The organism is Streptomyces sp. NPDC016562, from assembly GCF_043076955.1.
Lineage (GTDB): Bacteria > Actinomycetota > Actinomycetes > Streptomycetales > Streptomycetaceae > Streptomyces.
Genome location: NZ_JBIBRZ010000001.1, coordinates 1,396,501 through 1,420,721 on the forward strand (window position 1 = coordinate 1,396,501; position 24,221 = coordinate 1,420,721).

Sequence of the window (24,221 nt, forward strand, 5' to 3'; positions counted from 1 at the left end):
ACCAGCCGCCGCCGCGGTCTCCGACCCCGCCAGGGTTCGCAAGCCGAGGAGAGCCCCCGCAGGGGCACCGCCCCCCCCCCAAGCCCCCCCCCCCCCCCCCCGCGGGGGGGGGGCCCCCCCCCGCCCCCCCCCCCCCGCCCCCGGGCCCCGCCCCCCCCCCCCCCCCCCCCCCCCGCGCCCCCCGCCCCCCCCCCCCCCCCCCCCCCCCCCCCCCCCCCGCCCCCGGCCCCACCCCCGACCCCGCCGCACGCCCGCAAACGCCCGCACCGCCCCGCAGGGCACGGCACGGCACCGCCCCACCCCGCCCCCCACCCCCGGCCTAGCCCGCCGCCACGGCGAACTCGCACCACACACACTTCCCCCCACCCCGCGCCTCCACCCCCCACTCATCCGCCAGCCGCTCCACCAGCAGCAATCCCCGCCCCGAGACCGCCCAGTCCCCCGCCTCCCGCCGCCTCGGCAGCGCGCTACTGCCGTCCTCGACCTCGATCCGGATCCGCCCCTGCCCCGTGAGCCGCAGGCTGACGTCACCGCCGCTCTCCGTGTGCACCAGCGCGTTGGTCATCAGCTCATCCGCCGCCAGCTCGATCTCGTCGGCCCGGTCCGACGCCCCCCACGCGTCCGCCGCCGCCCGGATCAGGTGCCGCGCCAACGCCGGCGCCTCCGGGTCGCCCGGCTCCAGCCGCTGGCGCAGCGGCCCGCCGCCCCGCGCGAGGGGCGTACCGCGGCGGCGCAGGACGAGCAGGGCCATGTCGTCCCCGCCACCTGAGTCGCCGACCAGGTCGCACAGCACGTCGGCCAGCTCCTCCACGTCCGCCGGGCCACCGCGCACCGCCGCCATGAGCTCCCGCATCCCGGTGTCCTGGTCCGCGCCGGGGCGTTCGATCAGGCCGTCCGTGCACAGCACCAGCGTGTCCCCGGGGTGCAGTTCGAGGCTGGTGACCGGGTAGCCGGAGCCGGTTCCGGACTGCTCGCGCGCCGGGAGCCCGAGCGGCAGCCCGCCCGCCACCTGGATCCGGTGGCAGCTGCCGTCGCCGCGCCGCACGACCGGGTCGAGGTGACCGGCGCGGACCATCCGCAGCATCCCGGTGGTGAGGTCGGCCTCGGCGTACGTGCACGTGGCGAACCGTTCCGTCTCCAGTTCGCGCAGGAAGGCCGAGGCCCGCGCCATCGCCGTACCGGGGCTGTGCCCCTCGACGATGTACGCGCGCATCACGATGCGCAGCTGCCCCATGACGGCGGCCGCGTCCGTGTCGTGCCCCTCCACGTCGCCGATCATCACCCCGACCCGGCCGTCGCCGAGCGGGATCACGTCGTACCAGTCGCCGCCGATGTCCCGCCCCATCCGGGCGGATCGGTACCGTACGGCGATCCGCGCGCCCGGCACCTCCGGGATCCGGCGGGGCAGCATCGCCCGCTGGAGCCCTTCGGCCAGGTCGTGCTCCTGCTCGAAGAGGATGGCCCGCTGGAGGCTCTGCGCGATGCCGCTGCCGAGCGCCATCAGCACGTTGCGTTCCTCGGCGGTGAAATCGCCGTCCCGCCGGTAGAGCAGTCCGAGCGCCCCGACGGGCCGTCCCTGCGCGATCAGGGGCAGGTAGACCCCGCTGCGGACCTCCAGCGGCTCGATGTACGGCCACAGCTGCGGGTAGCGCATCTGGAAGTCCTGCCGCGAGGCGATGAAGACCGGCTGCATGGTGCGCACGGCCTCGCTCATCGGGAACTGCGCGTCGATCCGCGTGTACTCGATCTCGGGCACGTACGAGCCGAGCTGGCCCTCCGCGACCAGGTGGATGCGGCCGCCGTCGACGACGCCCAGCATCACGCTGACCGCGCCGAGGTGCCCGAGGGCCTCCGGGTCCTTGAGGACGTCGGTCACGTCGTTGACGGTGCGGGCGTGGGCGAGGATGGCGGTGGTCCGCTCGACGACGCCGGTCATGCGCCGCCGGCCCTCGGCGTGTTCCCCGTCGGCGCCGGGGTCGTCGGGGTCGTGGGCGGCGTCGCGCAGGATCCCGATGACGCGGTACGGCCGACCGTCCGGCTCCCGCAGGATGTGGCCCTGGATTTGGGTCCAGGCCGAGGACCCGTCCCGGCGGCGGCTGCGCACGTAGGCCCCGTAGTGGCTCCGGCCGTCCTTGATCGCCTGCGCGACACGGGCGTCGAGCCGGGCCTCCTCGGCGGGGGCGAGGCGCGGCCGGAGCCCGGCGAGGGTTCCGTCGTACTCGTCCGGGCGCAGGTCGAGGACCTCGAGCGCGGTGGGATCCAGATGCATCCGCCCGCTGTCGAGGTCCCAGTCGAAGGTGCCCATGCGGTTGAGCGCAAGGCTCGTGTCCGGCCGCGCGGGCCAGTCGACCTCGGGGCTGCTTCCCCTACGGGCCATGCAGCCAGGGTCTCACTCTCCCCGGCCGGTGTCCCCGTGGGCCACGAGGGAGGTGGGGCAGGCCCCACCCCCACGGGGGCGGCGGACCCCAGTGACCGGGCGCCCCCAGGTGCGCGAGGGTGACCGGAAGGCCACCGGCGGCCGCCCCACGCCCCCTCGAACGGAGGAATCCCTTTGCCCTCTCCCCCAGCACCGTCGCGAGCACCGTCGGGCTCCGCAGGCATCCACGGCCGGACGCTCGCCGTGCTGGCCGCCCTCGCCGCCCTCGCGGCGGCCCTCGTCGCCGCCTTCCTCCTCGCGCCGCGCGCGCTGGCGGCGGCGGACGGCTCCGGCGACGGCATCGTCGACCGGCGCAGCCTCGTCGAGGCCGTCCGCGAGGCGTTCGTCGCGTACGGGACTTCCGGCGGACGGGAGTTCTCCCCGGGCGTGGAGAGGGTGGTCGACTACTGGTTCCGCTACCACGTGGCCAAGGCCGTGATCGCCGCGCTCCTGCTGGTCGTGCTCGTCGCACTCGGCGTTCGTCTCTGGAAGGCGTTCCTGACGGCCGGCCCGCTGAGGACGGGAGCCAGGACCGCGCTCGCGTCGGCCGGCGCGTTCGTCACGGCGCTCGCGCTGTTCTCGCTGGCGGTCGTGATGGCCAACGTCCAGGGCGCCGTGGCGCCGTTCTCCTCGCTGTTGCCGCTACTGGAGGCCGGCGCGGCCGAGGGGACGCTCGGCGACACCCTCGGCCAGCTCCGGCGGCAACTGGCCGACTCCCCGCACGGGGATGACCTGGCCTCGCCCGCCCTTGAGGTGATGGTCGGCGACTTCGCGCGCTATCACGCGGCGATGGCCGTGATCGCCGGGGTGGTCGCGGTCGCCCTGGTCGGCGCGAGCGTGGCGCTGTGGAGGAGGCGGGCGCGAACGGCTTCGTCCGACAGGCGAACGAGGGGCCTGCTGGGGGCGCTCGGTGTCGTCTCGGCCGTGTCGTCGCTGGCCGTGCTCGTCGTCGCGGTGGCCAACACCACCACCGCCGCGGACCCGGCGCCCGCGCTCGCGGCCTTCTTCGACGGCGGCTGGTGACGCCGAAACCCCGAGATGCTCCACATCTCCTTGACTCCTCAAGCATCTATCGGGATACTTGAGAAGTCAAGGAGGTAGCAATGAGTGATGCGCTGGACGTATGCCTGCGCTTGGTGAAGGCGGAGACCACCCTGGTGAGGCGGTTCGACAACCGCCTGGGGGCGTTGTTCGGGGTGAGCCTGGCCGATTTTCTGACCCTGCTGCACTTGGGGCGGGCCGAAGGCGGGCGGATGCGGCGGGTGGACCTCGCCGAGGCGCTCGGGATGACCGCGTCCGGCGTGACGCGGGGGCTGGCGCCGTTGGAGCGGATCGGCCTCGTGGTGCGGGAGGCGGACGCCCGCGACGCCCGCGTGGCGTACGCCGCGTTGACGGACACCGGGCGCGAGCGCCTGGGCGAGCTGCTGAAGGCGGCCGAGCAGGTGGCGGCGGAGTCCTTCGCCGCCCCGCAGTGGGCTCCGCAGGAGGTGGACTCGTTGGGCGCTCTGCTCACCCGGCTGGGCGGGACGGGCCTTCCCCAGGACCACAGCCGCGCCCAGGACACCCTCTGACCCCTAGGACCTGACCCTTAGGACTCGGCCGGTGGAGCCGGCGAAGGCTCCTGGGGCTGGGGAGCCGGCGTGGTCGGCGGGGGCGGCAACTGCTGGGGGCCGGTGACCGTGAAGCTCGGTTCCGGCGCGGCCGAGGTCCGCGGGGCCGGCGGCTCCGACGCCGCCGGGCTCTGCGTCGTCGGAGGCGGCGCGGACTGCGGCTCGGGCTCCTGCTTCGCCGAGGCCGACGGCGACGGCGTGGGCGACGGCGGCTTGGACGTCGGGGCCAGCGTCGGCAGGCACGAGGCGTTCGGCGTGTCCGTCGGAGGGCACAGGCTCGGCGACGGCGACTTGGACGGGGACTCCGAGCCCGACCTCGCCGACGCGGACTCCGAAGGAGACTGCGACGGCGACAGGGACGGCGGGCAGGAGGCGTTCGGCGTGTCCGTCGGAGGGCACGCGCTCGGGGTCCCGGGGGACTCGGACGTGGACTTCGAGGGCGACGTCGAGGGGGACTCCGACGAGGACTTGGACGGAGACTGCGAGGGGGACTTCGACGGAGACTGCGAGGGGGACTTCGACGGAGACTGCGACCGGGACTCCGACGCCGTGGGCGAAGACGGCGACACGGACGGGGTCGGCGACGTCGGCGTGACCCACGGGGTCGGCGTCGGCGGCGGCGGCACCGGCTTGTCGTGCTTGCCCGAGTGGTCGTGCCGGTCGCGCTCGTACCAGCGCCGGTCCTGGTGGTCGTAGATCACGAACTTCTTCACGACCGTCACCGACGGAGCGATGACCACCACCTGCGACGGCCGGTACGAGTTCCACACCTGCCCGTAACGCTTCGGGTTGGCCTGGAGCGCCACCGGCGGACCGAGCGGGTTCCCGCACGCGCAGCGCACCCGGGGCACGCCCCGGTCGTCGACCATCACGGCCGTCCCGGCCTGGAGCACGGCCTGGTAGGCGGTGGCCTGGCCGTCGCGGTAGCCGTGGTTCGTCACCCGGGTGTCCATCCGCAGCTGCACCGGGGTGAGCGAACGGAGGTAGCCGGGGACGGCCGCCGGCTGGATGCCGAGGGCGGAGGCGAAGGCGGCGTTCTTGGCGGGCTCCGCCGACAGGGCGTTCACCTGCTTCTCGACGTCACAGCTGGCGGTGGCCCTGGTGCCGCCGTACACGCCCGGCGCGGCGCCGCTGACGCTCCTGGTGGCCGTCGTGGTGCCCGCGGTGGCCGTGGCGGCCGTAGTGGCCGTGTCACCGCTGGAGGGCGGAGGGCTCTCCGGCAGCGGTGCGGCCTCCTTCGAGGCCGTGGACTCGGTGAACGGGTCCGGGCCCGATGCGGAGACCGGTTGGAGGAACACCTCGCGGCCCGCGTTGTCGGGGGTACCGCCGGGCCGGGTCAGGACCAGGGCCAGGGCCACGGCGGCCGCCACCGCGACGAGCGCGGTGGCGAGCCGGGGAACGGATCGCCACCAGGGTCCCTTGGCAGGGCCTCCCCCGCCGCCGGTGCCGCCCGGCCCACCGGGCGTTCCTCCGCCCGGCCCGCCGGGCGGCGCGGGAGGTGGCGGCGGTGGCGGCCCGTGCTGCCCGCCCGAGAGCGGGCCGGAGGGCGGCCCCGTGGGGCGCTCTGATGACGGCACCTGGCCGGAAGGTTGCGTGGTCACGGGCTCTTCTTCCCATGAGGAGTGAGTTCCCTGGGGACCATTGTGTGCGCCGTCCGGGTGGTACCCGCAAGCCGAGGGGCTGCGCGCCGTCCGGGTGGTGTCCGGGGGCCGCGGGTGTCACGGTGGCAGGATGAGCCAGACGCCGAGATCGACAGGCCCGGCGGGTTTCGCGCGGGCATGGCGGGACGCCCTCGTCGCGGTGGTTGCGGGGTTCGTGGTGATGACGGCCGTCGCCGCGGCCGGGCTGGCGTGCGCCGGAGCGGACGATCTGCCGGGCGGCGCCTTCCCCCACGTCGTCGCCGCGGTCGTGGTGATGGCGGCCGGCGGCTCCGTCGAGGTGTCGGGCGGGGCCGGATTCCTGGCGGGAGCGGACGCCGGCCTGTCGGTGCTCCCGCTCTCGGTGAGCCTGGCCGGCGCCCTCACGGCCGGCTACTGCTTCCTGCGCCCGCTGCACAACCGGGCGGTGGCCCGTCCCCGCGAACTCCTCGGCCGGGCGGCGCCGTTGGCCCTGCTGTGGCTGCTCGCACTCACCGGCGCCGCGCTCTTCGCCCGGCAGACCTTCGGGATCTCCACCGGCGATTCCCCCTTGGGGGAGATCGCCGAACTCCTCGACTCCGCGCCGACCGTGGGGTTCCGGGCCGACCTGCCGGCCACGCTCCTGTTCGGACTGCTCTGGATCCTGGGCCTGTTGCTCATCGCCCTGCTGGTCTCGCGCCGCGCGCCGCTCCCGGCCCGGCTGGTCCGCTTCCACGCGGCGCTGCGCCCGGCCGCCTTCGCCACCGTCGTCCTGCTCCTCGCCTACGTGGTCATCGGCGTCGGCGTCGGTCTGGTGGTGGCCGCGACCCAGGGCCACACCGCGCGGACCCTGGCCGTGATCCTGCTGGGTGCGCCCAACCTCGCCTGGCTGGCGCTCACCCTGGGCTTCGGCGGGGCCTGGGAGGGCAAGGTCGAGGGGCCTTTCGGCCTGCCGATGCCGCAGTTGCTGGACCAGGTCCTGCGCGGGCCGGACCTGTCCTCGGTCGACGTGGCCTCGCTCGCGGAGCGGGACTCCCGGGCGTGGTGGCTGGTGGCGGTGGCCGCCGTCCTGCTGCTCGGTACGGGCGTCCTGGCGGCCGTACGGTCCCCCGCCCACGTGCGCCCCTGGCAACACGCCCTGCACTTGGGCGTGGCCCTGGCCCTGGCGACCCTGGCCGTCTGTCTGCTGGGGCGGATCCAGGCCCAGTTCGGCCTCTCCCTCCTGGGGCTCGGCGAGGGGGACGGCCTCGGCGGCAAGGTCGAGCTGCGCCCGGTCCTGTGGCGTACGGTCGGCCTCGCCCTCCTGTGGGGCGCGGTGGCGGGCTTCCTGGGCGCCTTCCTCGCACGCCCCCTGCACCGCCGCGGCCGCGTCGACGAGCCCGCCGCGACACAGACGTAGCTCCGAAGCGCTGACCGCCCCACCGGACCCGGACCGGACCCGGGGCTATCCCGGGCCTGCGGGCCCGTGGAACACCGGCAGCGCCCACCGCGGTACGGGAGGCGGCGCGGGGGGCACCGTCCCGCCGCCGGACCCACCGGAGCCCGACGCCCCCGCCCCCGTGGAGGACCTCTTGCGCCGGGCGCTCGCCCCCGCCCGCCGCAGCGCCCCCGTGAACTCCAGGCAGGTGCTCCAGCGGTCCTCCGGGGACTTGGCCAGGGCCTTGGCCAGGACGTCGTCCACCGCCGCCGGCAGCCCCTCCCGCCGGGAGGTCAGCGGCGGCGGGACGGCGTACTGGTGGGCCCACAGCAGGGCCATGTCGTCGTCCCGCTCGAACGGCGGGCCGCCGACGAGGGTCTCGTAGACGACGCACCCGAGGCTGTAGACGTCGCAGCGGCCGTCCACCGGCTTCCCCGAGATCTGCTCCGGCGCCACGTAGTCCAGGGTTCCGACGAACTCCCCCACGCTCGTGAACCCGGTCAGCGACAGCGACTTCTTCGTCAGTCCGAAGTCCGTGAGGTACACGTGCTCGGGGTGGTCGACGTCCGTGCCTTCGGCGACCAGGATGTTGCCCGGCTTCACGTCGCGGTGCACCAGGTCGTGGTCGTGGGCCGCGTCCAGCGCCGAGGCCACCTGGCCGGCGATCCGGGCGGCCGTGTCGACCGGCAGCGGACCCGTCCGGTCCAGCATCGCCCGCAGGTCCTGCCCGGCGACGTACCGCATGGCGATGTAGAGGAGCCCGTCGGTCTCCCCCGCCTCGAACACGGGCACGATGTGCGGGTGGTCGATGGCCGCGGCCACCTTCGACTCGTGGGCGAACCGCTTCCTGAAGGTGTCGTTCCGGGCCAGCTCGGGGGCCAGCAGTTTCAGTGCCACCGTCCGGTCGAGCCGCAGGTCCCGCGCCCGGTAGACGACCGCCATGCCGCCGCGTCCGATCTCGCTCTCCACCAGGTACCCGGCGATCTGCTTCCCGCGCAGGTCGGAGGGGCGGCCGCGGACCGGTTCCTCACTCATCACGCGCCTCCCGCGTCACGCGTGTCCACGATCCGGGTGGGGTCGTGCGGCGAGGGCCGGTCGGGGGCGCCCCCGTGCCCGGGCCCGGCCGGGCCGGCCGGTGGTGCACCCCGCCGTACGTCGGCCCCCACGCCGGGAGCCGTCGGGGGCGGTGACGGCGGCGGTGACGGGGGCCCGGGCGCGACCCCGGGTCCGGTGGCGACCGCGTACGTCGCCAGGCGGGTCCCGTCGCCGTACAGCCAGCGTCCCGCCGCCTCGTCGTAGAGCCACACCGACTCCCCGTCGACCACGACGCCGACGCGCAGCCCCCGTACGGAGCGCCGGAAGACCTCGCTGGTCACCCTTCCCGAGGCGAACTCCTCGAACGCCCGCCGGTAGCCGTCCAGGACCTCGGCGCTGCGCGCGAGCAGCGGCCGCGGGTCGTCGGCACGCTCCGGTGGCCGCCCTCCGGTGGTGGGCGGCGGTTGCGGTACGGCGACCAGCAGGCGCCCGTCCACCCAGGCGGACCAGCCGTTGGAGCACAGGACCTCCCCCCATTCGCCCTGCCGGGTCAGCAGCCGGACGGGCAGGAAGGGGTCCAGCGGGGTGGTGGGCCGGGAGACGTCCGGCGACTCCCACGCGGGAAGTCCGTCCTGCGGCACGACGTGGGTGGGCCGGAAGCCCGCGGCTCCGCCCCCCGGATCGCCCATCGGGCTGCTCATGAGGCCTACTTCCGCATGATGGCCGGCTCGTGGCGGCGCAGGAGCCGCGAGACCAGCACACCGAAGAGCAGGGACAGGGCCACCAGGCAGGCCATGCAGAGCAGCCAGACCCCTTTCTCGTGGGCGAAGAGCGGGTCCTGGGTGACCTTGCCGGGGACGATCGCACCGAGGTCGATCGTGCCGGCCATCGCGCCCATCGCCCACCGGGCCGGTGCGAACCACGCCAGCTGTTCGATGACGGGGACGCCGGTGATCTTCAGGAGGGTGCCGCAGAAGACGACCTGGACGATGGCGAGGAGGACCAGCAGCGGCATGGTGACCTCCTCCTTGCGCACCACGGCGGAGATCAGCAGGCCGAGCATCATGGCGCAGAAGGACAGCAGGGCCACGGCGAGGGTGATCTCGATCAGCGGGGGCATGAAGATGCCCTTGCCGTCCGGTGCGTTGAGTTTCACCCCGGCGAGGGCGACGAGGGTCAGGGCCGCGGCCTGCGCGACCGTGATCGTGCCGAGCACCACCACCTTCGACATCAGGTAGGCGGAGCGGGACAGTCCGACGGCGCGTTCCCGCTGGTAGATCACGCGTTCCTTGATGAGCTCGCGGACCGCGTTGGCGGCGCCGGTGAGCACGCCGCCGATGCACAGGATGAGCAGCGCGTTCAGCGCCGTCTCGGCGGTGAGGGTGCTCCCGGCGAGGGCGCGGGCCATGGCTCCCATCATGAACGGCAGGGCGATCATGATGACGATGAAGGTGCGGTCGGCGCTGAGCACGGCGGCGTACCGGCGGACCAGGGAGGACAGCTGGGAGCCCCAGCTCTGCGCCTTCGGCGGTGGCAGGGGCGCGGCCCCGCCGGCGCGTCCGGCTTCACCGGCCACCCCGGCGAGCCGGGGCTGGCGGGCGGCGACGTCGATGTGGCGGCGGTGGACGGGTGAGGCGCGGTACTGCCCCGCCCAGTCGCGGTCCCGCTGGTCTTCGAACGCTTCGAACGCCTCGGGCCACTCCGCGAACCCGAAGAAGCCGAGTGCCTCCTGGGGCGGTCCGAAGTACGCGATGCGCCCGCCCGGTGCGAGGACCAGCAGCAGGTCGCACACGTCCAGGCTGAGGACGCTGTGGGTGACGACGATGACGGTCCGGCCGTCGTCGGCGAGGCCGCGCAGCATGTGCATGACGGAGCGGTCCATGCCGGGGTCGAGGCCGGAGGTGGGTTCGTCGAGGAAGAGCAGCGAGGGTTTGGTGAGCAGTTCCAGGGCGACCGAGACGCGTTTGCGCTGGCCGCCGGAGAGGCTGTGGATGGGCTGGTCGGCGCGCTGCTGGAGGCCGAGCTCGCCGATCACCTCGTCGACGCGGGCCCGGCGCTCGGCCTTGGCGGTGTCCTGCGGGAAGCGCAGCTCGGCGGCGTAGGTGAGGGCGCGGCGGACGGTGAGCTGGGCGTGCAGGATGTCGTCCTGCGGGACGAGCCCGATGCGGCTGCGCAGTTCGGCGTAGTCGCGGTAGAGGTCGCGTCCGTCGTAGAGGACGGTGCCCTGGTCGGCGGGGCGCAGACCGGTGAGCGCGCCGAGCAGGGTGGACTTGCCGGCGCCGCTGGGGCCGACGACGGCGAGCAGGCATTTGGCGCCGACGGGGAAGGAGACCTGGTCGAGGAGGGTCTTGCGGCCGCGGTCGACGGCGACGGTCAGGCCCTGGACGTCGAGGGAGACCTCGCCCGTGTCCACGTACTCCTGGAGCTGGTCGCCGACGAGGCAGAAGGCCGAGTGGCCGATGCCGACGATGTCGCCCTCGATGAGGAACGCGGACCGCTCCACCCGGGAGCCGTTGAGGTAGGTGCCGTTGTGGCTGCCGAGGTCGGCGATCTCGTACGTGCCGTCGGCCAGGGCGCGCAGTTCGGCATGGCGGCGCGAGACGGTCAGGTCGTCGATGACGAGGTCGCTGTCCGGGGCGCGGCCGATGCGGACGACGGTACGGGCGGGCAGCGGACGCACGCTCGTCGGCTGGCGGAAGGTGCCGGTCGCGGCCGGGTTCGAGACCCTGGAGGGCCGGCCGGACGGCGGCGCGGGGGCGGAGGGCGGCGCGAACGCGGCGGGGGACGCGGCTGCGGACGCGGCGGCGGGGTCGCGCGCGGGGACCAGGACGGCGCGCGGGCCGTCGTCCAGGCTGCCGAAGCGCAGTTCGCTGCCGACCCCGACGCTCCACTCCTGGACGCGGTGGCCGTCGGCGTAGGTGCCGTTGGTGCTGCCCTCGTCCTCGACCGTCCAGTGGTCGCCCTCGGAGCGCAGTACGGCGTGGTGCCAGGAGACGCGGGCGTCGTCGAGGCAGATCTCGCAGAGCGGGTCCCTGCCCACGTGGTAGGTCCGGCCGGGGCTCATCGGGGTGGAGCCCAGGTCGGTCTGCAGGACTAGCTCGGGCGCGGTCGGCACACCGGGGCGCTGGACCATGAGCAGATTTTCCCACGATCCCGCCGCCACGGCATCGGCCGGGCATCGTCGCAGGTCAGAGGCCTCTTATAGGTAATGACAACGGTCCCCGTTGCAGCCTTTGCCGATCCCGTCCGGGTGCGCTTCACTTCACGCGACGGAACCGAACACACGGGTGACGCGACGAGACGGGGGCGCCATGACCGGGCAGGACCACACGCGCGACGACCACGATCACGACCACGGGCCGGGCCGGGGACGAGGCCGCGAGCACGGGCACGGACACGGGCACGACGCCGCGCACGGGGGTCACAGCCACGGGGTGTCCGCCGACGCCGACCGGCGCTGGCTGGCGATCGCGCTCGGCCTGATCGGCTCGTTCATGGCCGTCGAGGTGTTCATCGGCGTCATGGCCCACTCGCTGGCCCTGATCTCCGACGCGGCCCACATGCTCACCGACGCCGTCTCGATCGTCCTCGCCCTGATCGCGATGCGGCTGGCCGCCCGCCCCGCCCGCGGCGGCTACACCTACGGCCTCAAGCGCGCCGAGATACTCTCCGCCCAGGCCAACGGCCTCACGCTGCTCCTGCTGGCGCTGTGGCTGGCGTACGAGGCGGTGCGGCGGCTGATCGACCCGCCGCCGGTCGAGGGCGGGCTCGTCCTCGTCACGGCGCTGGCGGGCATCGCCGTCAACGTGGCCGCGGCCTGGTGCATCTCCCGGGCGAACCGGTCCTCGCTCGCGGTCGAGGGCGCCTACCAGCACATCCTGAACGACCTGTTCGCCTTCATCGGGACCGCCGTCGCCGGTCTGATCGTGCTCACCACCGGATTCCGGCAGGCCGACGCGATCGCCACGCTCGTGGTGGTGGTGCTCATGGTCAAGGCGGGCTACGGCCTGGTCCGCGAGTCCGGCCGGATCTTCCTGGAGGCCGCCCCGGCCCATGTGGACCCGGATGCGGTCGGTGACCTGCTCGTCAGGCAGCCCCCGGTCACCGAGGTGCACGACCTGCACATCTGGACCATCACCTCCGGGCAGGCGGCGCTGTCCGCGCACGTGCTCGTGGAGCCGGCGGGCGACTGCCACGCCGTCCGCCGGGACCTGGAGCGGCTCCTGGCGAAGGACTACGGGATCACGCACACCACGCTGCAGGTGGACCACGCGCAGGACTCCCTCCTCACGGTCGGCCGGGCGGGCGAGGACCCGTACGACTCCCACTGCACGGACGCGCACGGGCCGGTCCACCGGCAGGGCCCGCACGACCACTGACCACCGACCGCTGACCCGGTCGCCGGACCCGGTCGCCGGACCCGGTCGCCGCCCAGGTCATTGGCGCGCGTCCGCACGGGGCATGCATGCACCCATGACGCACAAGCGCAGTGCCGGACTGCTCCTCTTCCGGCGGACCGGGCGGGAGCCGGACACCGGCGTCGAGGTCCTGCTCGGCCACATGGGCGGCCCGCTCTGGGCCGGGCGGGAGGCCGGGGGCTGGGCCATCCCCAAGGGCGAGTACGGGCCGGACGAGACGCCACGGGACGCGGCGCGCCGGGAGTTCACCGAGGAGATCGGGCTGCCGCCGCCGGAGGGCGAGTACCTGCCGCTGGGCGAGGTACGGCTGACCAGCGGCAAGCTGGTGACCATCTGGGCGGTGGAGGCGGACCTCGACCCCGCGCTGATGGTGCCCGGGACCTTCACCATGGAGTGGCCGCCGCGCTCCGGAAACGTACAGGAGTTCCCGGAGCTGGACCGGGTCGCCTGGTTCGATCCGCCCCACGCCGCAAGCATGCTGATCCCCTCTCAAGTTCCCTTCCTAGAACGCCTGTTGGAGCTACTGAAGGGTTAGCGGAACGCAGCCTTGCCAACATCGCCGGCCGCGTGGACATTGCACACATGACGAACGTCGTGCTGGTGGGAACCCTGGACACCAAGGGTGTGGAGTACGGCTGGCTGCGCGAGAAACTGCTGCGCGCCGGCGTCGAAGTGGTCCTCGTGGACACAGGAATCATGGGCGAACCCCGGGTGCCCGCCGATGTGCCGCGTGACGCGGTCGCCCGGGCGGCGGAAACGGAACTGTCACACCTGCGTACGGCCGCCGACCGGGGCGCGGCCGTGACCATGATGGCCCGGGGCGCGGAGGCGACCCTGTTACGGCTGCACGCCGAGGGCAGACTGCACGGGGTGCTCGCGATCGGCGGCAGCGGCGGCACCTCCATCGCCACCCGGGCGATGCGCGCCCTGCCGCTGGGCGTGCCGAAGCTGATGGTGTCGTCCATGGCGTCCGGGGACGTCGCCCCGTACGTCGGCTCCTCGGACATCACGATGATGTACAGCGTGGTGGACATCGCGGGGATCAACAGCGTCTCCGGACCGGTCCTGACCAACGCCGTCGAGGCGATCGCCGGGATGGCCCGGGCCTACGCCCGCGCCTGCCTCGCACCCCGGCCGCCCCGGCTGGGCGCGGGCGCCCGCCCCCTGGTCGCGGCGAGCATGGCGGGCGTGACCACCGCCGGCGTGGACGCGGCGCGCGAGCGGCTGACGGAACTGGGCTACGAGGTGCTGGTCTTCCACGTCAGCGGAACCGGCGGCCGCACCCTGGAGACCCTGGCCGGCCAGGGGGTCTTCGCGGGCGTGCTCGACCTGACCCTGAGCGAGCTCGCCGACGACCTGTGCGGGGGCATCCTCACGGCCGGGCCCGACCGGCTCAGCGCGGCCGGGAGGGCGGGAATACCGCAGGTGGTCAGCCTGGGGGCGCTGGACATGGTGAAGTTCGGCCCGCTGGAGAGCCTGCCGCAGAGGGTCCGCGACCGGGGCGTCCACGTCCACAACCCCTCCATCACGGTGACCCGTACGACGCCGTCCGAGTGCGCCGAGCTCGGCCGCAGGGTCGCCGCCAAACTGTGCGCGGCGACCGGGCCCACGGCCGTGTGCCTGCCGCTGCGCGGACTGTCCACGCTCGGCGCACCGGGCGGTCCCTACCACGACCCGGGCGCGGACGGGGCCCTGTTCACGGCGCTGCGCGAGGGACTGCGGGGCAGCGCCGCCCGGCTGTACGACTACGACACGCACATCAACGACCCGGCCTTCGGCCGCGCGGCGGCCGACCGGCTGCACGCGATGATCGGCGCGGTGTCCGCCGCGGCCTGAGCGGGAACCGGCCGTGGCGCGCATCACGTCCCTGGGGACGTCCGGTCCGGGGATGCGGCGACGCCACGGCACGGATCGGCACAGCTCGGCTCAGCACGACATGCAACAGGCAGGGGCGGGACGATGAGCGACGCGTGGACGGTGCCCGGCTACACGGAGGTCCGGGAACTCGGATCGGGCGGCAGCGGCCGCGTGGTGCTCGCCGTCCACGACGTGACGGGCACGGCGGTCGCCGTGAAGTACCTGGCCGACCGGCTGCGCCAGGACCCCGCGTTCGTCGGCGGGTTCCGGGCCGAGGCCCGCCTCCTGGGCGGGCTGGGCTCCCCGTACGTGGTGCGGCTGTACGAGTACGTGGAGGCGCCCGGCGGCGCGGCCATCGTGATGGAGCTGGTGGACGGCGTCTCCCTGCGCGCGCTGCTGGCGCGCTCGGGGCGGGCCGAGCCCGAGGCCGCGCTGGTCGTGCTGAAGGGTTCCCTGCTCGGGCTGGCCGCGGCGCACCGGGCGGGCGTCGTGCACCGGGATTACAAGCCGGAGAACGTACTGGTCGCGGCGGACGGATCCTCCAAGCTGGTGGACTTCGGGATCGCGGCGAACCGCGGCACCACGCCGGGCGTCGCCGGGACCCCCGCCTACATGGCCCCCGAGCAGTGGCGGGGCCGGCCGGCCTCGCCCGCGGCGGACGTGTACGCGGCGACGGCGACCTTCTTCGAGTGCCTCACCGGGCGCAAGCCCTACGACGGGGAGAACTTCGCGGAGCTCGCCGTCCAGCACACCGAGGCTCCGGTGCCGGAGACCGAGGCCCCGGAGCCGGTACGTCCGCTGATCCGGCGCGGCCTGGCCAAGGAGCCCGAACAGAGGCCGGAGAACGCCGAGGCGTTCGTGGCGGAGCTGGAGGGCGTGGCCCGGGCCGCGTACGGGCCCCGGTGGGAGGAGCGCGGGCAGCGCAAACTGGCGGCGCTGGCCGCGCTGTTGCCGCTGCTGTTCCCCTCCGCGAGCGCGTCGGCGGGTACCACGGCGCAGGCCACGACCGCGCTGGGCGGTGGCTCGGGCTGGGCTCCCGGCCGCAGCGGCTGGTCCGCGGCGGGGGTGGCGCTGGTCCTGGGGGCGCTGCTGGTGTTCACGACCGACGCGGTCGGTGCGGACCCGGGCGCCACCTCGGCGTTGAGCGCGTTCGCCACGACGAGCGCGGCGCCGCCCGGTCCGGCCTCCCCGGCCCCGGACGGGTCCGCGTCCCCCTCACCGTCGCCGAGCGCGAGCCCTTCGGCGTCGGCGAGCCCCTCGCCGTCCGCCTGGGCGTCGCCGTCGGCGACTCCCCCACCGACCCATCGGCCCACGGTGACCTGGTCACCCACGCACACCCCCACGCCGACGCCCACGCACCCGGCCACACCGAGACCTACGCCGACGGCGCCCGTGACGGTCACGCACGTCGAGGTCTCGCTCAGGACCGGTGTCTACCGGGGCGAGGCGACCATCAGGCTCGCCACCACGGGCACCGGTCCGGTCACCGTCGTGGTGGAGTGGTTCCTGGGCGGCCGGCAGGGTGCCTACTCCGTCTCCGACGGCACCGATGCGTACGTGGTCCAGTCCGGCTCCGGCTCGACGCCCCCAGTGGTCGCCTCCCATACCTTCAGCCGCGACCGCGGCTGCTACGGCGGCGTCCGGGTCACCACCAAGCCCGCCGCCGGGAACACCTCCGCGTCCGCCTCGGAGTACCTGCTGCGCTGTCAGGACGTGCCCCGGTGAACGATCCCCACGCCCCTCAGGGCGACGACTACAGCGCCACCGTCCTCGGCAGTCACTGGTTCTACGGTCCGCCGCCGGCTGCGGACCGGGCGCCGTACGCGGCACCCGAGGCGGCTCCCGAGACCGCGTACGAAACCGCTCCCGAAGTCGTCCCCCAGGTCGTCCCCGACCGGGTCGAGGGGTCCGTGCTCCGGTTCGGGCCCGGGGTCACCGCGGCCATGCCCGCCCCCTTCCCCCCGGTCACGGCCGTCGCCGCGGCGCCCGGCCCGCGCCGGGGGGCCGGACTGCGGCGCTACGCCCTCGCCGCGGTCGTGCTGCTCGCGGTCCTCGCGTACCTCGGCTGGCAGCGGTTCGGACCCGCCATCGAGGTCCGGGACGTGGCCGTGACCACCGCTGCCGGGGGCCCGGCCTGCGACGCGGCGGCCGACGTGGTGGCCACCGTACGGACCAACGGGCGCCCGGGGACCCTCACCTACCGCTGGGTCCGCAGCGACGGCACCCGCTCCGAGCCGTTGACCGAGCGGGTGCCGCGCGGGCAGCGCGAGGCCCGGCTGCACCTGCTGTGGACCTTCCAGGGCGTGGGGAGCTACCCGGCGCGGGCCGAACTCCAGCTGCTGTCGCCCGAACGGCGCACGTCCGCCGTGGAGTTCACCTACCGGTGCCGCCCGTGACGGGCCGCCCGGGCCGGAGGGACGCGCTTCAGAAGCGGGCGTGGGCCGTGATGTCGGCCTCGAACTCGCCCGTCATCGCCGGGGTCACCGTCGGCCGGCACTGGCGGGCCGCCGCCAGGTAGTCCGCCGTGGTGGCGCCCAGCTGCGCCGCCGCCGCGCCCCGCGCGCCCACCGCCTCCAGGTCCCGCTCGAAGGACACCTGCGCCGCGATCCGCGCCGCGTGCTCGATGTCGGCCGGAGTGAACAGCTCGGTCGCCGCCACCAGGGCGCTGACGTCGACGTCCGGGCGCCCCGCGGTGTAGCGGGACCAGATCGCGGCGCGCGCCACGGCGTCGGGGGTGCCGATCGGGATCAGGTAGTCGAAGCGCCCGGGCCGCAGGAAGGCCGGGTCGAGGGAGCGGATGGAGTTGGTGGCGCACACCAGCAGCCGTTCGTCGCCCTCCCGGAAGCCCGGTATCAGCTTGAGCAGTTCGTTCGTCACGCCGTGGATTCCGCCGGGCTGCGCGGGCTCGCTGCGTACGGGCGCGATCTCCTCGACCTCGTCGATGAAGACGAGGACGCGCTCCAGCTCGGCGGTCCTGGCGAAGGCGTCGCGCAGGGCCGCCGCCAGATTGCCCTCGTCGGCGAGACGGGAGGGCAGCAGTTCGACGAAGGGCCAGCCGAGCCGGGAGGCGATGGCGCGGGCGAAGGTGGTCTTGCCGGTGCCGGGCGGGCCGAAGAGGGTGATGGCGCGCGGTGGCCGCACGCCGTGCGAGGCGGCCCGCTCGGGCTCGGCGAGCGGCAGGACCACGCGCCGTTCGATGAGGTCCTTCTCCTTCTCCATGCCGGCGACCTTGGCCCACAGGTCGTTCGGCAGGAAGCGGCCGCCGAGGTCGTCGAGGAGGCCGGCGGCCGGGCCGTGCAGCGGCTCGGTCTTCTCGAAGTAGGCGACGGCCGGCTGCCGGGTGTAACCGGCGTTGAGCAGGCCCTCGCCGAGCATGTCCTCTTCGGGCAGGACGTACGCGATCCGCCCGACGCGGGCGGCGATGAGCCTTCGCTCCAGCTCGACGAGCAGGGCGCTGGCCAGGCCGCGGCCGCGCCATCCGGCGGCGATCGCGATGCGCATGACCCAGGCCCGCTCGCCGGTGACGCAGGCGAGGGCCGCGCCGATCGGGACGCCCTGGTGGACGGCGACCACGCAGGGCTGCCGGTCGGTCAGGGCGCTGATGCACTCGGCGAGCGAGAAGACCGACTCCTGGCCGAGTTCGGCCGTGCTGTCGATCAGGTGGACCACCGCTGCGAGATCGCTCTCGCGGTAGTCGTGGATGAGCCAGTTCACCGGGTACCGCCCCTCGTTCGTGCTCCTGCGGCGAGGCTAGGGCGGCGGGGCCGGGCGATCACCCTCCGTCGTGCACAACAGGCGGTCCGGAAACTCTCCGTGGCGTCCATAGACGGGTGTCGTGGCCCGAAGGCCGGCCACCGCGGACGCCGGCCGCCGTCGCGGGGCCTGCACAGCGGCTTCACGGGATTCACAGGATTCACAGCGGATTCATACGGAATCTCGGGCTCCGGACACAGATTCGGCGGGCAGGGTGGGGTGATGATCCACCGCACGCTCCACCGACCGGCCCGGCGCCCCCGTGCGCGGCGGGCGTCACGGATTCTGCTCGCGCTGACGGCGATGGCCGCGCTGACCGGCGTGGACCTGCCCGGGGCGGGCGCCGGACCGCCGCTCGGCGTCACCGCGCGGGCTCCGGCCGACGCCGCGGCGGACCGGGTGGGCGCGCTCTTCACGGACGGGCTCGACGGCGGGCACTTCTGCACCGCCGCCGTGGTGCACAGCGACGGCGGCGACGTGATAGCCACCGCCGCGCACTGCCTGGACAGCCCGTCCACCACCGTCTTCGCGCCGGGCTACCGGGACGGACGGGCCCCGTACGGCGTGTGGAGGATCACCGGTGTGCACGTGGCCACGGGCTGGACGGACGGCGCGGACCCGGACGCCGACATCGCGTTCGCGACGGTGACCCCGGACGGCGAAGGCCGCGGCGCGAGCGTCGAGGACCTGGTGGGCGGCTTCCCGGTCGCCTCCGGGGAGCCGGACGAGGCGGCGGTGACGGTCATCGGGTACCCGCGGACCGAGCAGGCCCCGTTGCGCTGCGCCAACACCGCGACGCTCTGGTCCGCGACCCAGCGCCGGATCGACTGCCCCGACCTCAGCGGCGGCACCAGTGGCAGCCCCTGGCTGGTGGACGGCGCCCTGACGGGGGTGCTGGGCGGTTACGAGGGCGGCGGGAGCGTGCCGGAGGTCTCGTACAGCGCTGTGCTCGGCGACCAGGCCGTGGAGCTGTACCGGGAGGCCGCCGACGCGGGCTGACGGTCGCGGGCCGGGAAGGCGCGGGAGGTCAGCGGCGGGCCGGGACCCGTTCCCCGGCCGGCGCGGACGGCTGGGCGGGGAGCAGGCCGAGCGAGGGCCGGCGGCGCGGGCTCTGCGCCCGGACGTCCTCCACGCCGCGCCGCAGGCCCGCGCGCAGCGCCCGGCCGAGCGGGCGTTCGACGAACCGGTGGATGATCCACGCGAGCGTCACCATGGCGGCGGTCACACCGATGACCAGGGGCACGGGCGCCACCCGGTCGCGGAAGTGATGGATGACCGTCAGCCCGGCCATCATGTGGATCAGGTAGAGCGGGTAGGTGACGGCTCCGACGTGCGGGAGCCACCTCCACCGGACGCCGTCGAGGGCGCCGAGCGCTAGGGCCGCCATGAGCAGGAAGCCGAGCGCGATGATCACGTGGGCGGGCCAGGCGGGCGTCTGCCCGGCCGCACCGCGCCCCAGGCTGGCGATCATGCGTGCGTGCACGTGGTGCTGCGCGAGGAGGAACTGGGTGCCGGCCACGCCCCACAGGACGGCGTTCGGCCCGAAACGGCGCATCAGGTAGAAGGCGATCCCCGCGATGAAGTACGGCGAGGAGGACGGGACCGCGAAGAAGGACAGCACGCCGTTGTCCACGCCGGGGGCCACGACGCCGGCGAGGGTCCACAGCCCGCAGAACAGGACGCAGTTGCGGTAGGTCACGCCGCGCATGACGACGACCGCGAACAAGACGTAGAACTTGAGCTCGACGAACAGGGTCCAGTAGGCGTCGTCCATGTGGGGCACCCCGATGCCGCCCTGGAGCATGGACAGGTTCACCACGACGTCGCTGAGCGAGGTGACCTGCCGTACTTCGGGCCAGGCGAACAGCACGAGGGAGGTGAAGGCCACGCCCGCCCAGTAGGCGGGGAAGAGCCGCGAGAGCCGGGACACCGCGAAATCGCCCACCGTGCGGCCCCAGGCGCTCATGCAGATGACGAAGCCGCTGACCAGGAAGAAGATCTCGACGCCGAGCCAGCCGTAGACGGCGAACCGGTGGGCGTGCGGGAAGAGCGCCTCGGGCGGTTCGCCCCAGGCGCTCGCGAGGACCACGTAGTGGTAGAAGAGCACGGCCAGTGCGGCGAGGACGCGCACGCCGTCGAGGACCGCCAGGCGCGCTCCGGGGGCTCCGGACGCTCCGGCTGGCGTACGGCCGCCGCCGCCCGGCTGCGACGCTCCGGCCGAACTGCGCGCGCCCATCACTCGACCGTCCCTTCGGATGAACGGCTGTCCGAATACAGCCGTCAGATCTGCGGAACTGTAGCGCGCTGCTGCTCGGTGACCTCGGCGGGGAGTTCGAACCAGGTGGGCTCGTCCTTCAGGGCCCGGTGGATCCGGTCCAGGGCGAAGGGCTCCAGCGGCGGCAGCGCGTCCAGCTCGAACCAGGCGACCTCCAGGGACTCGTGGTCGTTGGCCCGCGCCTCACCGCCGGTCGCGCGGCAGCGGAAGGTGATGTCCTGGAACTGGCAGACGTCCCCGTTGGGATAGGTGATCGGTTCCAGCATCTGGACGAGGACCACCCGCTCCGGGACGCAGTGCACCGCCGTCTCCTCGTACACCTCGCGCACGGCGGTCGCGGCGGGCTGCTCGCCCGGTTCCGCGATGCCGCCGACCACGGACCACTGCCCGGTGTCGGAGCGCCGGCCGAGCAGGACCCGGCCCCGGTCGTCGAAGACGATCGCCGTGACCCCGGGCAGCAGGAGCAGCCGGTGGCCGGCGGTGGCACGGATCTCGCGGATGAAATCGGGAGTGGTCATCCCCCGACCCTACGAGGCCTGGGCGCCGGCCCCGGCCTCAGGCTGCCCGGCGGGTGCGGATCCGGCGGGTCAGGATCCAGCCGAGGCCGCCCGCGGCGAGGGCGAGCAGCGCGTACTCCGGCAGCGGTCCGACCACGGTGGCGGGGGTGCGGCCGGAACGCAGCGGGATCTCGGCGACCAGCGCGTCCGCGGTGAACATCTTGGTCTGCGCGGTGATCCTGCCGTCGGGGCGGATCACCGCGCTGACGCCGCTGGTGACGGGGACGAGGACGGTCCGGCTGTGCTCGACGGCGCGGACGCGGTCCATGGCGAGCTGCTGGTAGGTCATCTGGGTCCGCCCGAAGGTGGCGTTGTTGCTGGGTACGGCGATCACCTGGGCGCCGTCCTGAACGGTGGAGCGGACGGCGTCGTCGAAGGCCGCCTCGAAGCAGGTGACCATGCCGATGCCGCTGCCGGCCATGTCGAAGACGCCGGGCTCCCTGCCGGGTCCGAAGTCGCGGCGCACCCGGTCGACGTCGGAGCTGAAGAGCCGGACGAAGGAGCGCATCGGGATGCGCTCGCCGAAGGGCTGGATCTTGCGCTTGTCGTAGGTCTCGGTGGGGCCCGCGACCGGGTCCCAGAGGATCATCGTGTTGCGCAGCGGACCGGTCTCCGGGGACACCACGGCGCCGATCGCGACGGGCACCCCGATGGCCTTGACGGCGCGGTCGATGGCCTCGTAGGCGTCGGGCTGGGCGTACGGGTCGAGGTCGGAGGAGTTCTCCGGCCAGACGACGAAGTCGGGCTTCGGGGCCCGGCCCGCCCGGACGTCCTCGGCGAGCTGGACGGTCCGGTCGACGTGGTTGTCCAGGACCTGGCGGCGCTGGGCGTTGAAGTCGAGGCCGAGGCGGGGCACGTTGCCCTGGATGACGGCGGCGACGACGGTGCCGTCCTCGGCCGCGTCGGAGACCAGCGGGCGGGCGGCGAGGCCGGCGCCGATCGGCGCGGCGATGGTGAGCGCGGCCAGCGCGGCGGTGGTGCGGGCGGGGTGGCCGCGGGCGATGCGCACGGCTTCGTAGAGGCCGAACCCGCAGAGCGCCACCCCGAAGGAGAGCAGCGGGGTGCCGCCGAGGGCGGCGAGCGGGGTGAAGACGCCGTCGGCCTGTCCGAAGGCGAGCTTGCCCCACGGGAATCCGCCGAAGGGGGCCCGGGCGCGCAGGCCCTCGCCCGCGACCCACACGCCGGCGGCGAACAGCGGCCAGGCCGGGAGACGGCTGACGAGGGCGATCCCGAGGCCGCTCAGGCCGATGAGCAGCGCTTCGAGCGCGGCCAGCGCCAGCCAGGGCACCGGACCGACCTCCTCGCCGGTCCAGACGAGCAGCGGCAGGAGGTAGCCGAGCCCGGCGAGGAACCCGAGGCCGAGCCCGGCCCGGGCGCGGCGGCCGTACAGGCAGCCGGCGAGCAGCGCGAGGGCGAAGGGGGCCAGCCACCACAGGGGCCGGGGCGGGAAGCTGAGGTAGAGCAGCACGCCGGCGAGGACGGCGAGCGGTGCGCGCCCCACCCAGAACCCCTTCCGCGTCCCCCACCAGGGGGCGGCGGCACCCTCGGTCCCGGGGGCGGGCTCGACGGGCTCGACGGGCTCGACGGGCTTCAGGGGCTCGTTCCCGGCCGCGCGGGTGACACTGCTGCTCATCTGGCGGAGTGTACGTCCCCGCGGACAAAGCGCTGGTAAGCACGGGCGGGGCGTGCGGCTCGTCCTGGGCCCGGTCTAGCGGGCGAGGGCGCGCAGGTGGGTGCGGATGACCCGGACGGCGTTCTCGGCGTCGTCGACGGTCACCGTGAACAGCTTCCCGTCGCCGAGCTTCAGTTCCACGCCTTCGCCGCGCCGTACGATCACCGCGGTGCCCTTCTCGGGGCGCCAGCGGTAGCCCCAGCCGCCCCACTGCTGCGGGGTGATGCGCGGCACGAACTGGGCGGAGGACACCTCGGCGAGCCGGATCTTGCGCCGGGGCAGCCCGATGTGGCCGCAGCGCACTTCCAGGGCCTCGGAGTCGACGGTGACGGCGACGTGCACGAACGCGAGCGTGCCGTAGAGGATGAGCAGCCCGGCGGCGAGGCAGCCGGTGACGGCCATCAGGAGGGGGACGAAGCCGGAGGTCCAGGCGTTGTCGACGGCGAGCTCGATGCCGAGCGCCACACAGGCCGCACCGGCCGCTGCGAGCAGCCACTGCGCACGATTGGAGGCCCGGCCCGTCCAGAGCGGACCCGGTGGGTGACCCGTCATGTGTAGCAGCGTACTCACGTTCCCCCCGCCCGCCACGTCCCCCGCCCACCCGGTCCAGCACGCCGACCCTCCGGGAGCAGCCCGGGGGCCCGCAGGCGGCGCCCTTAGAAGTCGTCTCGTTTGGTGCTGAAGTGGCTGGCGTTGAGTTCGGTCGGTTTCAGGTAGTCAGGTGGGGACAACGCCGTTCAGGGGTGTAGTGGGGCGGTTCAGGCGCCAGACCACGTCGATCCCGCTGTCCGAGGGAGCTGCGGGGGGTGTCACTTGCTCCCGTCGGACTTCGGCGAAGCCCAATCGGGGCGGGATGACGCCGCTGGAGACGTTGGCCAGGTCGTGCGCGATTTCCACATACCGCACGTCCGGCAGGGCGAGTACCTCGGTCGCCAGAGCCGCCGCCGCTCTCGTGGCGATGCCCTGGCCGGTGGCATCCGGGTGTAGCCAGTACCCCATCATCCAGCCCTGCGGTTCGGCCCCGCGGTAGGTCGAACACATGCCGATCAGCCTGCCGGCCCGGGTGATGGCGTAGTTGTACGCATCACCGCTGTGCCACTTCGCGTCGGCCTCCGCGAGGAAGTTGCGAGTGGCCTCCTCGCTGTGCCGGGCGACCCACGGCATCCATGGTCGTAAGTGCTCCAGAGACTCCTCGATCAATGTGAACACCCGATCGAAATCGCTCTGCCCCCTCCAGCGCCGCAGGGCGAAGTCTCCGCACTCGATGATCTGCCTCGGCCGTTCCATAGCGGCCATGATGATCTCGCGGAGTGATTCATCGCAATGAGATTCCGCCCACCGGGAAGCCATCTACCAGGCAAGCCGGCGGTAGCAGACGAGTGCGGCGGCGATGCCGGCGAGGGCCAGGACGTGTGCGGCCTTGCGTTCGTAGCGGCGGTGCAGCCGGCGGCATCCGGCCAGCCACGCCACGGTTCGCTCCACAGTCCAGCGGTGGCGGCCCAGCCGCTGTGATGACTCCACGCCCTTGCGCGCGATACGCCATCACGGCAACCAGCCTAATCATCTACCCAGTGAGACGATCTTCTAGGCTGACG

At 74.0% G+C, this 24,221-nt stretch carries 19 protein-coding genes and 2 pseudogenes; 9 read left to right on the forward strand and 12 right to left on the reverse strand.

Going from position 1 to position 24,221, the window contains the following annotated elements; all coding sequences use genetic code 11:
- Positions 1-319 precede the first annotated feature (319 nt).
- On the reverse strand, positions 320-2,377 hold the full coding sequence (locus tag ACF059_RS06470) for a SpoIIE family protein phosphatase (RefSeq protein WP_392052190.1): 2,058 nt from the start codon (positions 2,375-2,377) through the stop codon (positions 320-322).
- 174 nt (positions 2,378-2,551) lie between these two features.
- Here ACF059_RS06470 and ACF059_RS06475 point away from each other — a divergent pair, with 174 nt between their 5' ends.
- Both ACF059_RS06475 and ACF059_RS06480 read left to right on the forward strand, forming a co-directional pair.
- Positions 2,552-3,439: a hypothetical protein gene (locus tag ACF059_RS06475; protein WP_392052193.1), complete on the forward strand. Its 888-nt coding sequence runs from the start codon at positions 2,552-2,554 to the stop codon at positions 3,437-3,439.
- A gap of 80 nt (positions 3,440-3,519) precedes the next feature.
- Positions 3,520-3,987, forward strand: a complete 468-nt coding sequence (locus ACF059_RS06480; protein ID WP_361947468.1) for a MarR family winged helix-turn-helix transcriptional regulator — start codon at positions 3,520-3,522, stop codon at positions 3,985-3,987.
- Between the two features lie 371 nt (positions 3,988-4,358).
- On the opposite strand, the pseudogene ACF059_RS06485 reads toward ACF059_RS06480, so the two are convergent.
- Positions 4,359-5,627, reverse strand: a pseudogene (locus tag ACF059_RS06485) (DUF6777 domain-containing protein); the annotation flags it as partial.
- A 130-nt stretch (positions 5,628-5,757) separates the two neighbouring features.
- Between ACF059_RS06485 and ACF059_RS06490 the strand changes: the two are divergent.
- Positions 5,758-7,041 carry a streptophobe family protein gene (locus ACF059_RS06490; RefSeq protein WP_392052196.1) on the forward strand — a complete coding sequence of 428 codons (1,284 nt, stop codon included), beginning with the start codon at positions 5,758-5,760 and terminating at the stop codon, positions 7,039-7,041.
- Between the two features lie 45 nt (positions 7,042-7,086).
- Here the strand turns inward: ACF059_RS06490 and ACF059_RS06495 are convergent, their stop codons facing one another.
- From ACF059_RS06495 to ACF059_RS06505, 3 genes are read right to left on the reverse strand one after another with little or no spacing between them, the layout of a single operon-like run.
- Positions 7,087-8,094 (reverse strand): serine/threonine-protein kinase, encoded by a 1,008-nt coding sequence (locus ACF059_RS06495; protein WP_392052199.1) that lies wholly within the window; start codon positions 8,092-8,094, stop codon positions 7,087-7,089.
- A complete protein-coding gene (locus ACF059_RS06500) occupies positions 8,094-8,795 on the reverse strand; it encodes a hypothetical protein (RefSeq protein ID WP_392052202.1) in 702 nt (233 codons plus the stop codon). Before ACF059_RS06500 ends, ACF059_RS06495 begins: the two co-directional genes overlap by 1 nt.
- A 5-nt stretch (positions 8,796-8,800) precedes the next feature.
- Complete coding sequence (locus ACF059_RS06505) at positions 8,801-11,227, reverse strand: FHA domain-containing protein (protein ID WP_392052205.1); 2,427 nt, start codon at positions 11,225-11,227, stop codon at positions 8,801-8,803.
- A gap of 178 nt (positions 11,228-11,405) precedes the next feature.
- Here ACF059_RS06505 and ACF059_RS06510 point away from each other — a divergent pair, with 178 nt between their 5' ends.
- From ACF059_RS06510 to ACF059_RS06530, 5 genes are all read left to right on the forward strand, one after another.
- Complete coding sequence (locus ACF059_RS06510; RefSeq protein WP_392052208.1) at positions 11,406-12,473, forward strand: cation diffusion facilitator family transporter; 1,068 nt, start codon at positions 11,406-11,408, stop codon at positions 12,471-12,473.
- 94 nt (positions 12,474-12,567) lie between these two features.
- Positions 12,568-13,047 (forward strand): NUDIX domain-containing protein, encoded by a 480-nt coding sequence (locus ACF059_RS06515; protein WP_392052211.1) that lies wholly within the window; start codon positions 12,568-12,570, stop codon positions 13,045-13,047.
- Positions 13,048-13,094: 47 nt separating this feature from the next.
- Entirely contained in the window at positions 13,095-14,348 is a 1,254-nt protein-coding gene (locus ACF059_RS06520; protein WP_392052214.1) for a Tm-1-like ATP-binding domain-containing protein, read from the forward strand.
- A 123-nt stretch (positions 14,349-14,471) separates the two neighbouring features.
- A complete protein-coding gene (locus tag ACF059_RS06525; protein ID WP_392052217.1) occupies positions 14,472-16,094 on the forward strand; it encodes a serine/threonine-protein kinase in 1,623 nt (540 codons plus the stop codon).
- Positions 16,091-16,765, forward strand: coding sequence for a hypothetical protein (locus ACF059_RS06530; protein ID WP_392052219.1), 675 nt, complete (start codon positions 16,091-16,093; stop codon positions 16,763-16,765). Before ACF059_RS06525 ends, ACF059_RS06530 begins: the two co-directional genes overlap by 4 nt.
- A 28-nt stretch (positions 16,766-16,793) precedes the next feature.
- Here the strand turns inward: ACF059_RS06530 and ACF059_RS06535 are convergent, their stop codons facing one another.
- Positions 16,794-18,083, reverse strand: a complete 1,290-nt coding sequence (locus ACF059_RS06535) for an ATP-binding protein (RefSeq protein WP_392052221.1) — start codon at positions 18,081-18,083, stop codon at positions 16,794-16,796.
- 261 nt (positions 18,084-18,344) lie between these two features.
- Here ACF059_RS06535 and ACF059_RS06540 point away from each other — a divergent pair, with 261 nt between their 5' ends.
- The gene (locus ACF059_RS06540; RefSeq protein ID WP_392052223.1) at positions 18,345-19,121 is read left to right on the forward strand and encodes a trypsin-like serine peptidase; all 777 of its coding nucleotides are present in this window, start codon (positions 18,345-18,347) and stop codon (positions 19,119-19,121) included.
- A 28-nt stretch (positions 19,122-19,149) separates the two neighbouring features.
- Here ACF059_RS06540 and ACF059_RS06545 read toward each other — a convergent pair whose 3' ends face one another.
- The 6 genes and pseudogenes from ACF059_RS06545 to ACF059_RS06570 all read right to left on the reverse strand — a co-directional run.
- A complete protein-coding gene (locus ACF059_RS06545; RefSeq protein WP_392052225.1) occupies positions 19,150-20,358 on the reverse strand; it encodes an acyltransferase family protein in 1,209 nt (402 codons plus the stop codon).
- A gap of 44 nt (positions 20,359-20,402) precedes the next feature.
- Positions 20,403-20,915: an NUDIX domain-containing protein gene (locus ACF059_RS06550; protein WP_392052229.1), complete on the reverse strand. Its 513-nt coding sequence runs from the start codon at positions 20,913-20,915 to the stop codon at positions 20,403-20,405.
- Positions 20,916-20,952: 37 nt separating this feature from the next.
- Positions 20,953-22,587 carry an apolipoprotein N-acyltransferase gene (lnt, locus tag ACF059_RS06555; protein ID WP_392052232.1) on the reverse strand — a complete coding sequence of 545 codons (1,635 nt, stop codon included), beginning with the start codon at positions 22,585-22,587 and terminating at the stop codon, positions 20,953-20,955.
- 75 nt (positions 22,588-22,662) lie between these two features.
- Positions 22,663-23,178, reverse strand: a complete 516-nt coding sequence (locus ACF059_RS06560) for a hypothetical protein (protein ID WP_392052235.1) — start codon at positions 23,176-23,178, stop codon at positions 22,663-22,665.
- A gap of 165 nt (positions 23,179-23,343) precedes the next feature.
- Positions 23,344-23,913 carry a GNAT family N-acetyltransferase gene (locus tag ACF059_RS06565; protein WP_392052238.1) on the reverse strand — a complete coding sequence of 190 codons (570 nt, stop codon included), beginning with the start codon at positions 23,911-23,913 and terminating at the stop codon, positions 23,344-23,346.
- A gap of 63 nt (positions 23,914-23,976) precedes the next feature.
- Positions 23,977-24,165, reverse strand: a pseudogene (locus ACF059_RS06570) (transposase); the annotation flags it as partial.
- Positions 24,166-24,221: the final 56 nt, after the last annotated feature.

Bases quoted from the DNA above. Each gene is read 5' to 3' on its own strand.
- ACF059_RS06470 (WP_392052190.1), bottom strand. From the start codon at position 2,377: ATGGCCCGTAGGGGAAGCAGCCCCGAGGTCGACTGGCCCGCGCGGCCG.
- ACF059_RS06480 (WP_361947468.1), top strand. From the start codon at position 3,520: ATGAGTGATGCGCTGGACGTATGCCTGCGCTTGGTGAAGGCGGAGACC.
- ACF059_RS06490 (WP_392052196.1), top strand. From the start codon at position 5,758: ATGAGCCAGACGCCGAGATCGACAGGCCCGGCGGGTTTCGCGCGGGCA.
- ACF059_RS06495 (WP_392052199.1), bottom strand. From the start codon at position 8,094: ATGAGTGAGGAACCGGTCCGCGGCCGCCCCTCCGACCTGCGCGGGAAG.
- ACF059_RS06500 (WP_392052202.1), bottom strand. From the start codon at position 8,795: ATGAGCAGCCCGATGGGCGATCCGGGGGGCGGAGCCGCGGGCTTCCGG.
- ACF059_RS06505 (WP_392052205.1), bottom strand. From the start codon at position 11,227: ATGGTCCAGCGCCCCGGTGTGCCGACCGCGCCCGAGCTAGTCCTGCAG.
- ACF059_RS06510 (WP_392052208.1), top strand. From the start codon at position 11,406: ATGACCGGGCAGGACCACACGCGCGACGACCACGATCACGACCACGGG.
- ACF059_RS06515 (WP_392052211.1), top strand. From the start codon at position 12,568: ATGACGCACAAGCGCAGTGCCGGACTGCTCCTCTTCCGGCGGACCGGG.
- ACF059_RS06520 (WP_392052214.1), top strand. From the start codon at position 13,095: ATGACGAACGTCGTGCTGGTGGGAACCCTGGACACCAAGGGTGTGGAG.
- ACF059_RS06525 (WP_392052217.1), top strand. From the start codon at position 14,472: ATGAGCGACGCGTGGACGGTGCCCGGCTACACGGAGGTCCGGGAACTC.
- ACF059_RS06540 (WP_392052223.1), top strand. From the start codon at position 18,345: ATGATCCACCGCACGCTCCACCGACCGGCCCGGCGCCCCCGTGCGCGG.
- ACF059_RS06545 (WP_392052225.1), bottom strand. From the start codon at position 20,358: ATGGGCGCGCGCAGTTCGGCCGGAGCGTCGCAGCCGGGCGGCGGCGGC.
- ACF059_RS06550 (WP_392052229.1), bottom strand. From the start codon at position 20,915: ATGACCACTCCCGATTTCATCCGCGAGATCCGTGCCACCGCCGGCCAC.
- lnt (WP_392052232.1), bottom strand. From the start codon at position 22,587: ATGAGCAGCAGTGTCACCCGCGCGGCCGGGAACGAGCCCCTGAAGCCC.
- ACF059_RS06560 (WP_392052235.1), bottom strand. From the start codon at position 23,178: ATGACGGGTCACCCACCGGGTCCGCTCTGGACGGGCCGGGCCTCCAAT.
- ACF059_RS06565 (WP_392052238.1), bottom strand. From the start codon at position 23,913: ATGGAACGGCCGAGGCAGATCATCGAGTGCGGAGACTTCGCCCTGCGG.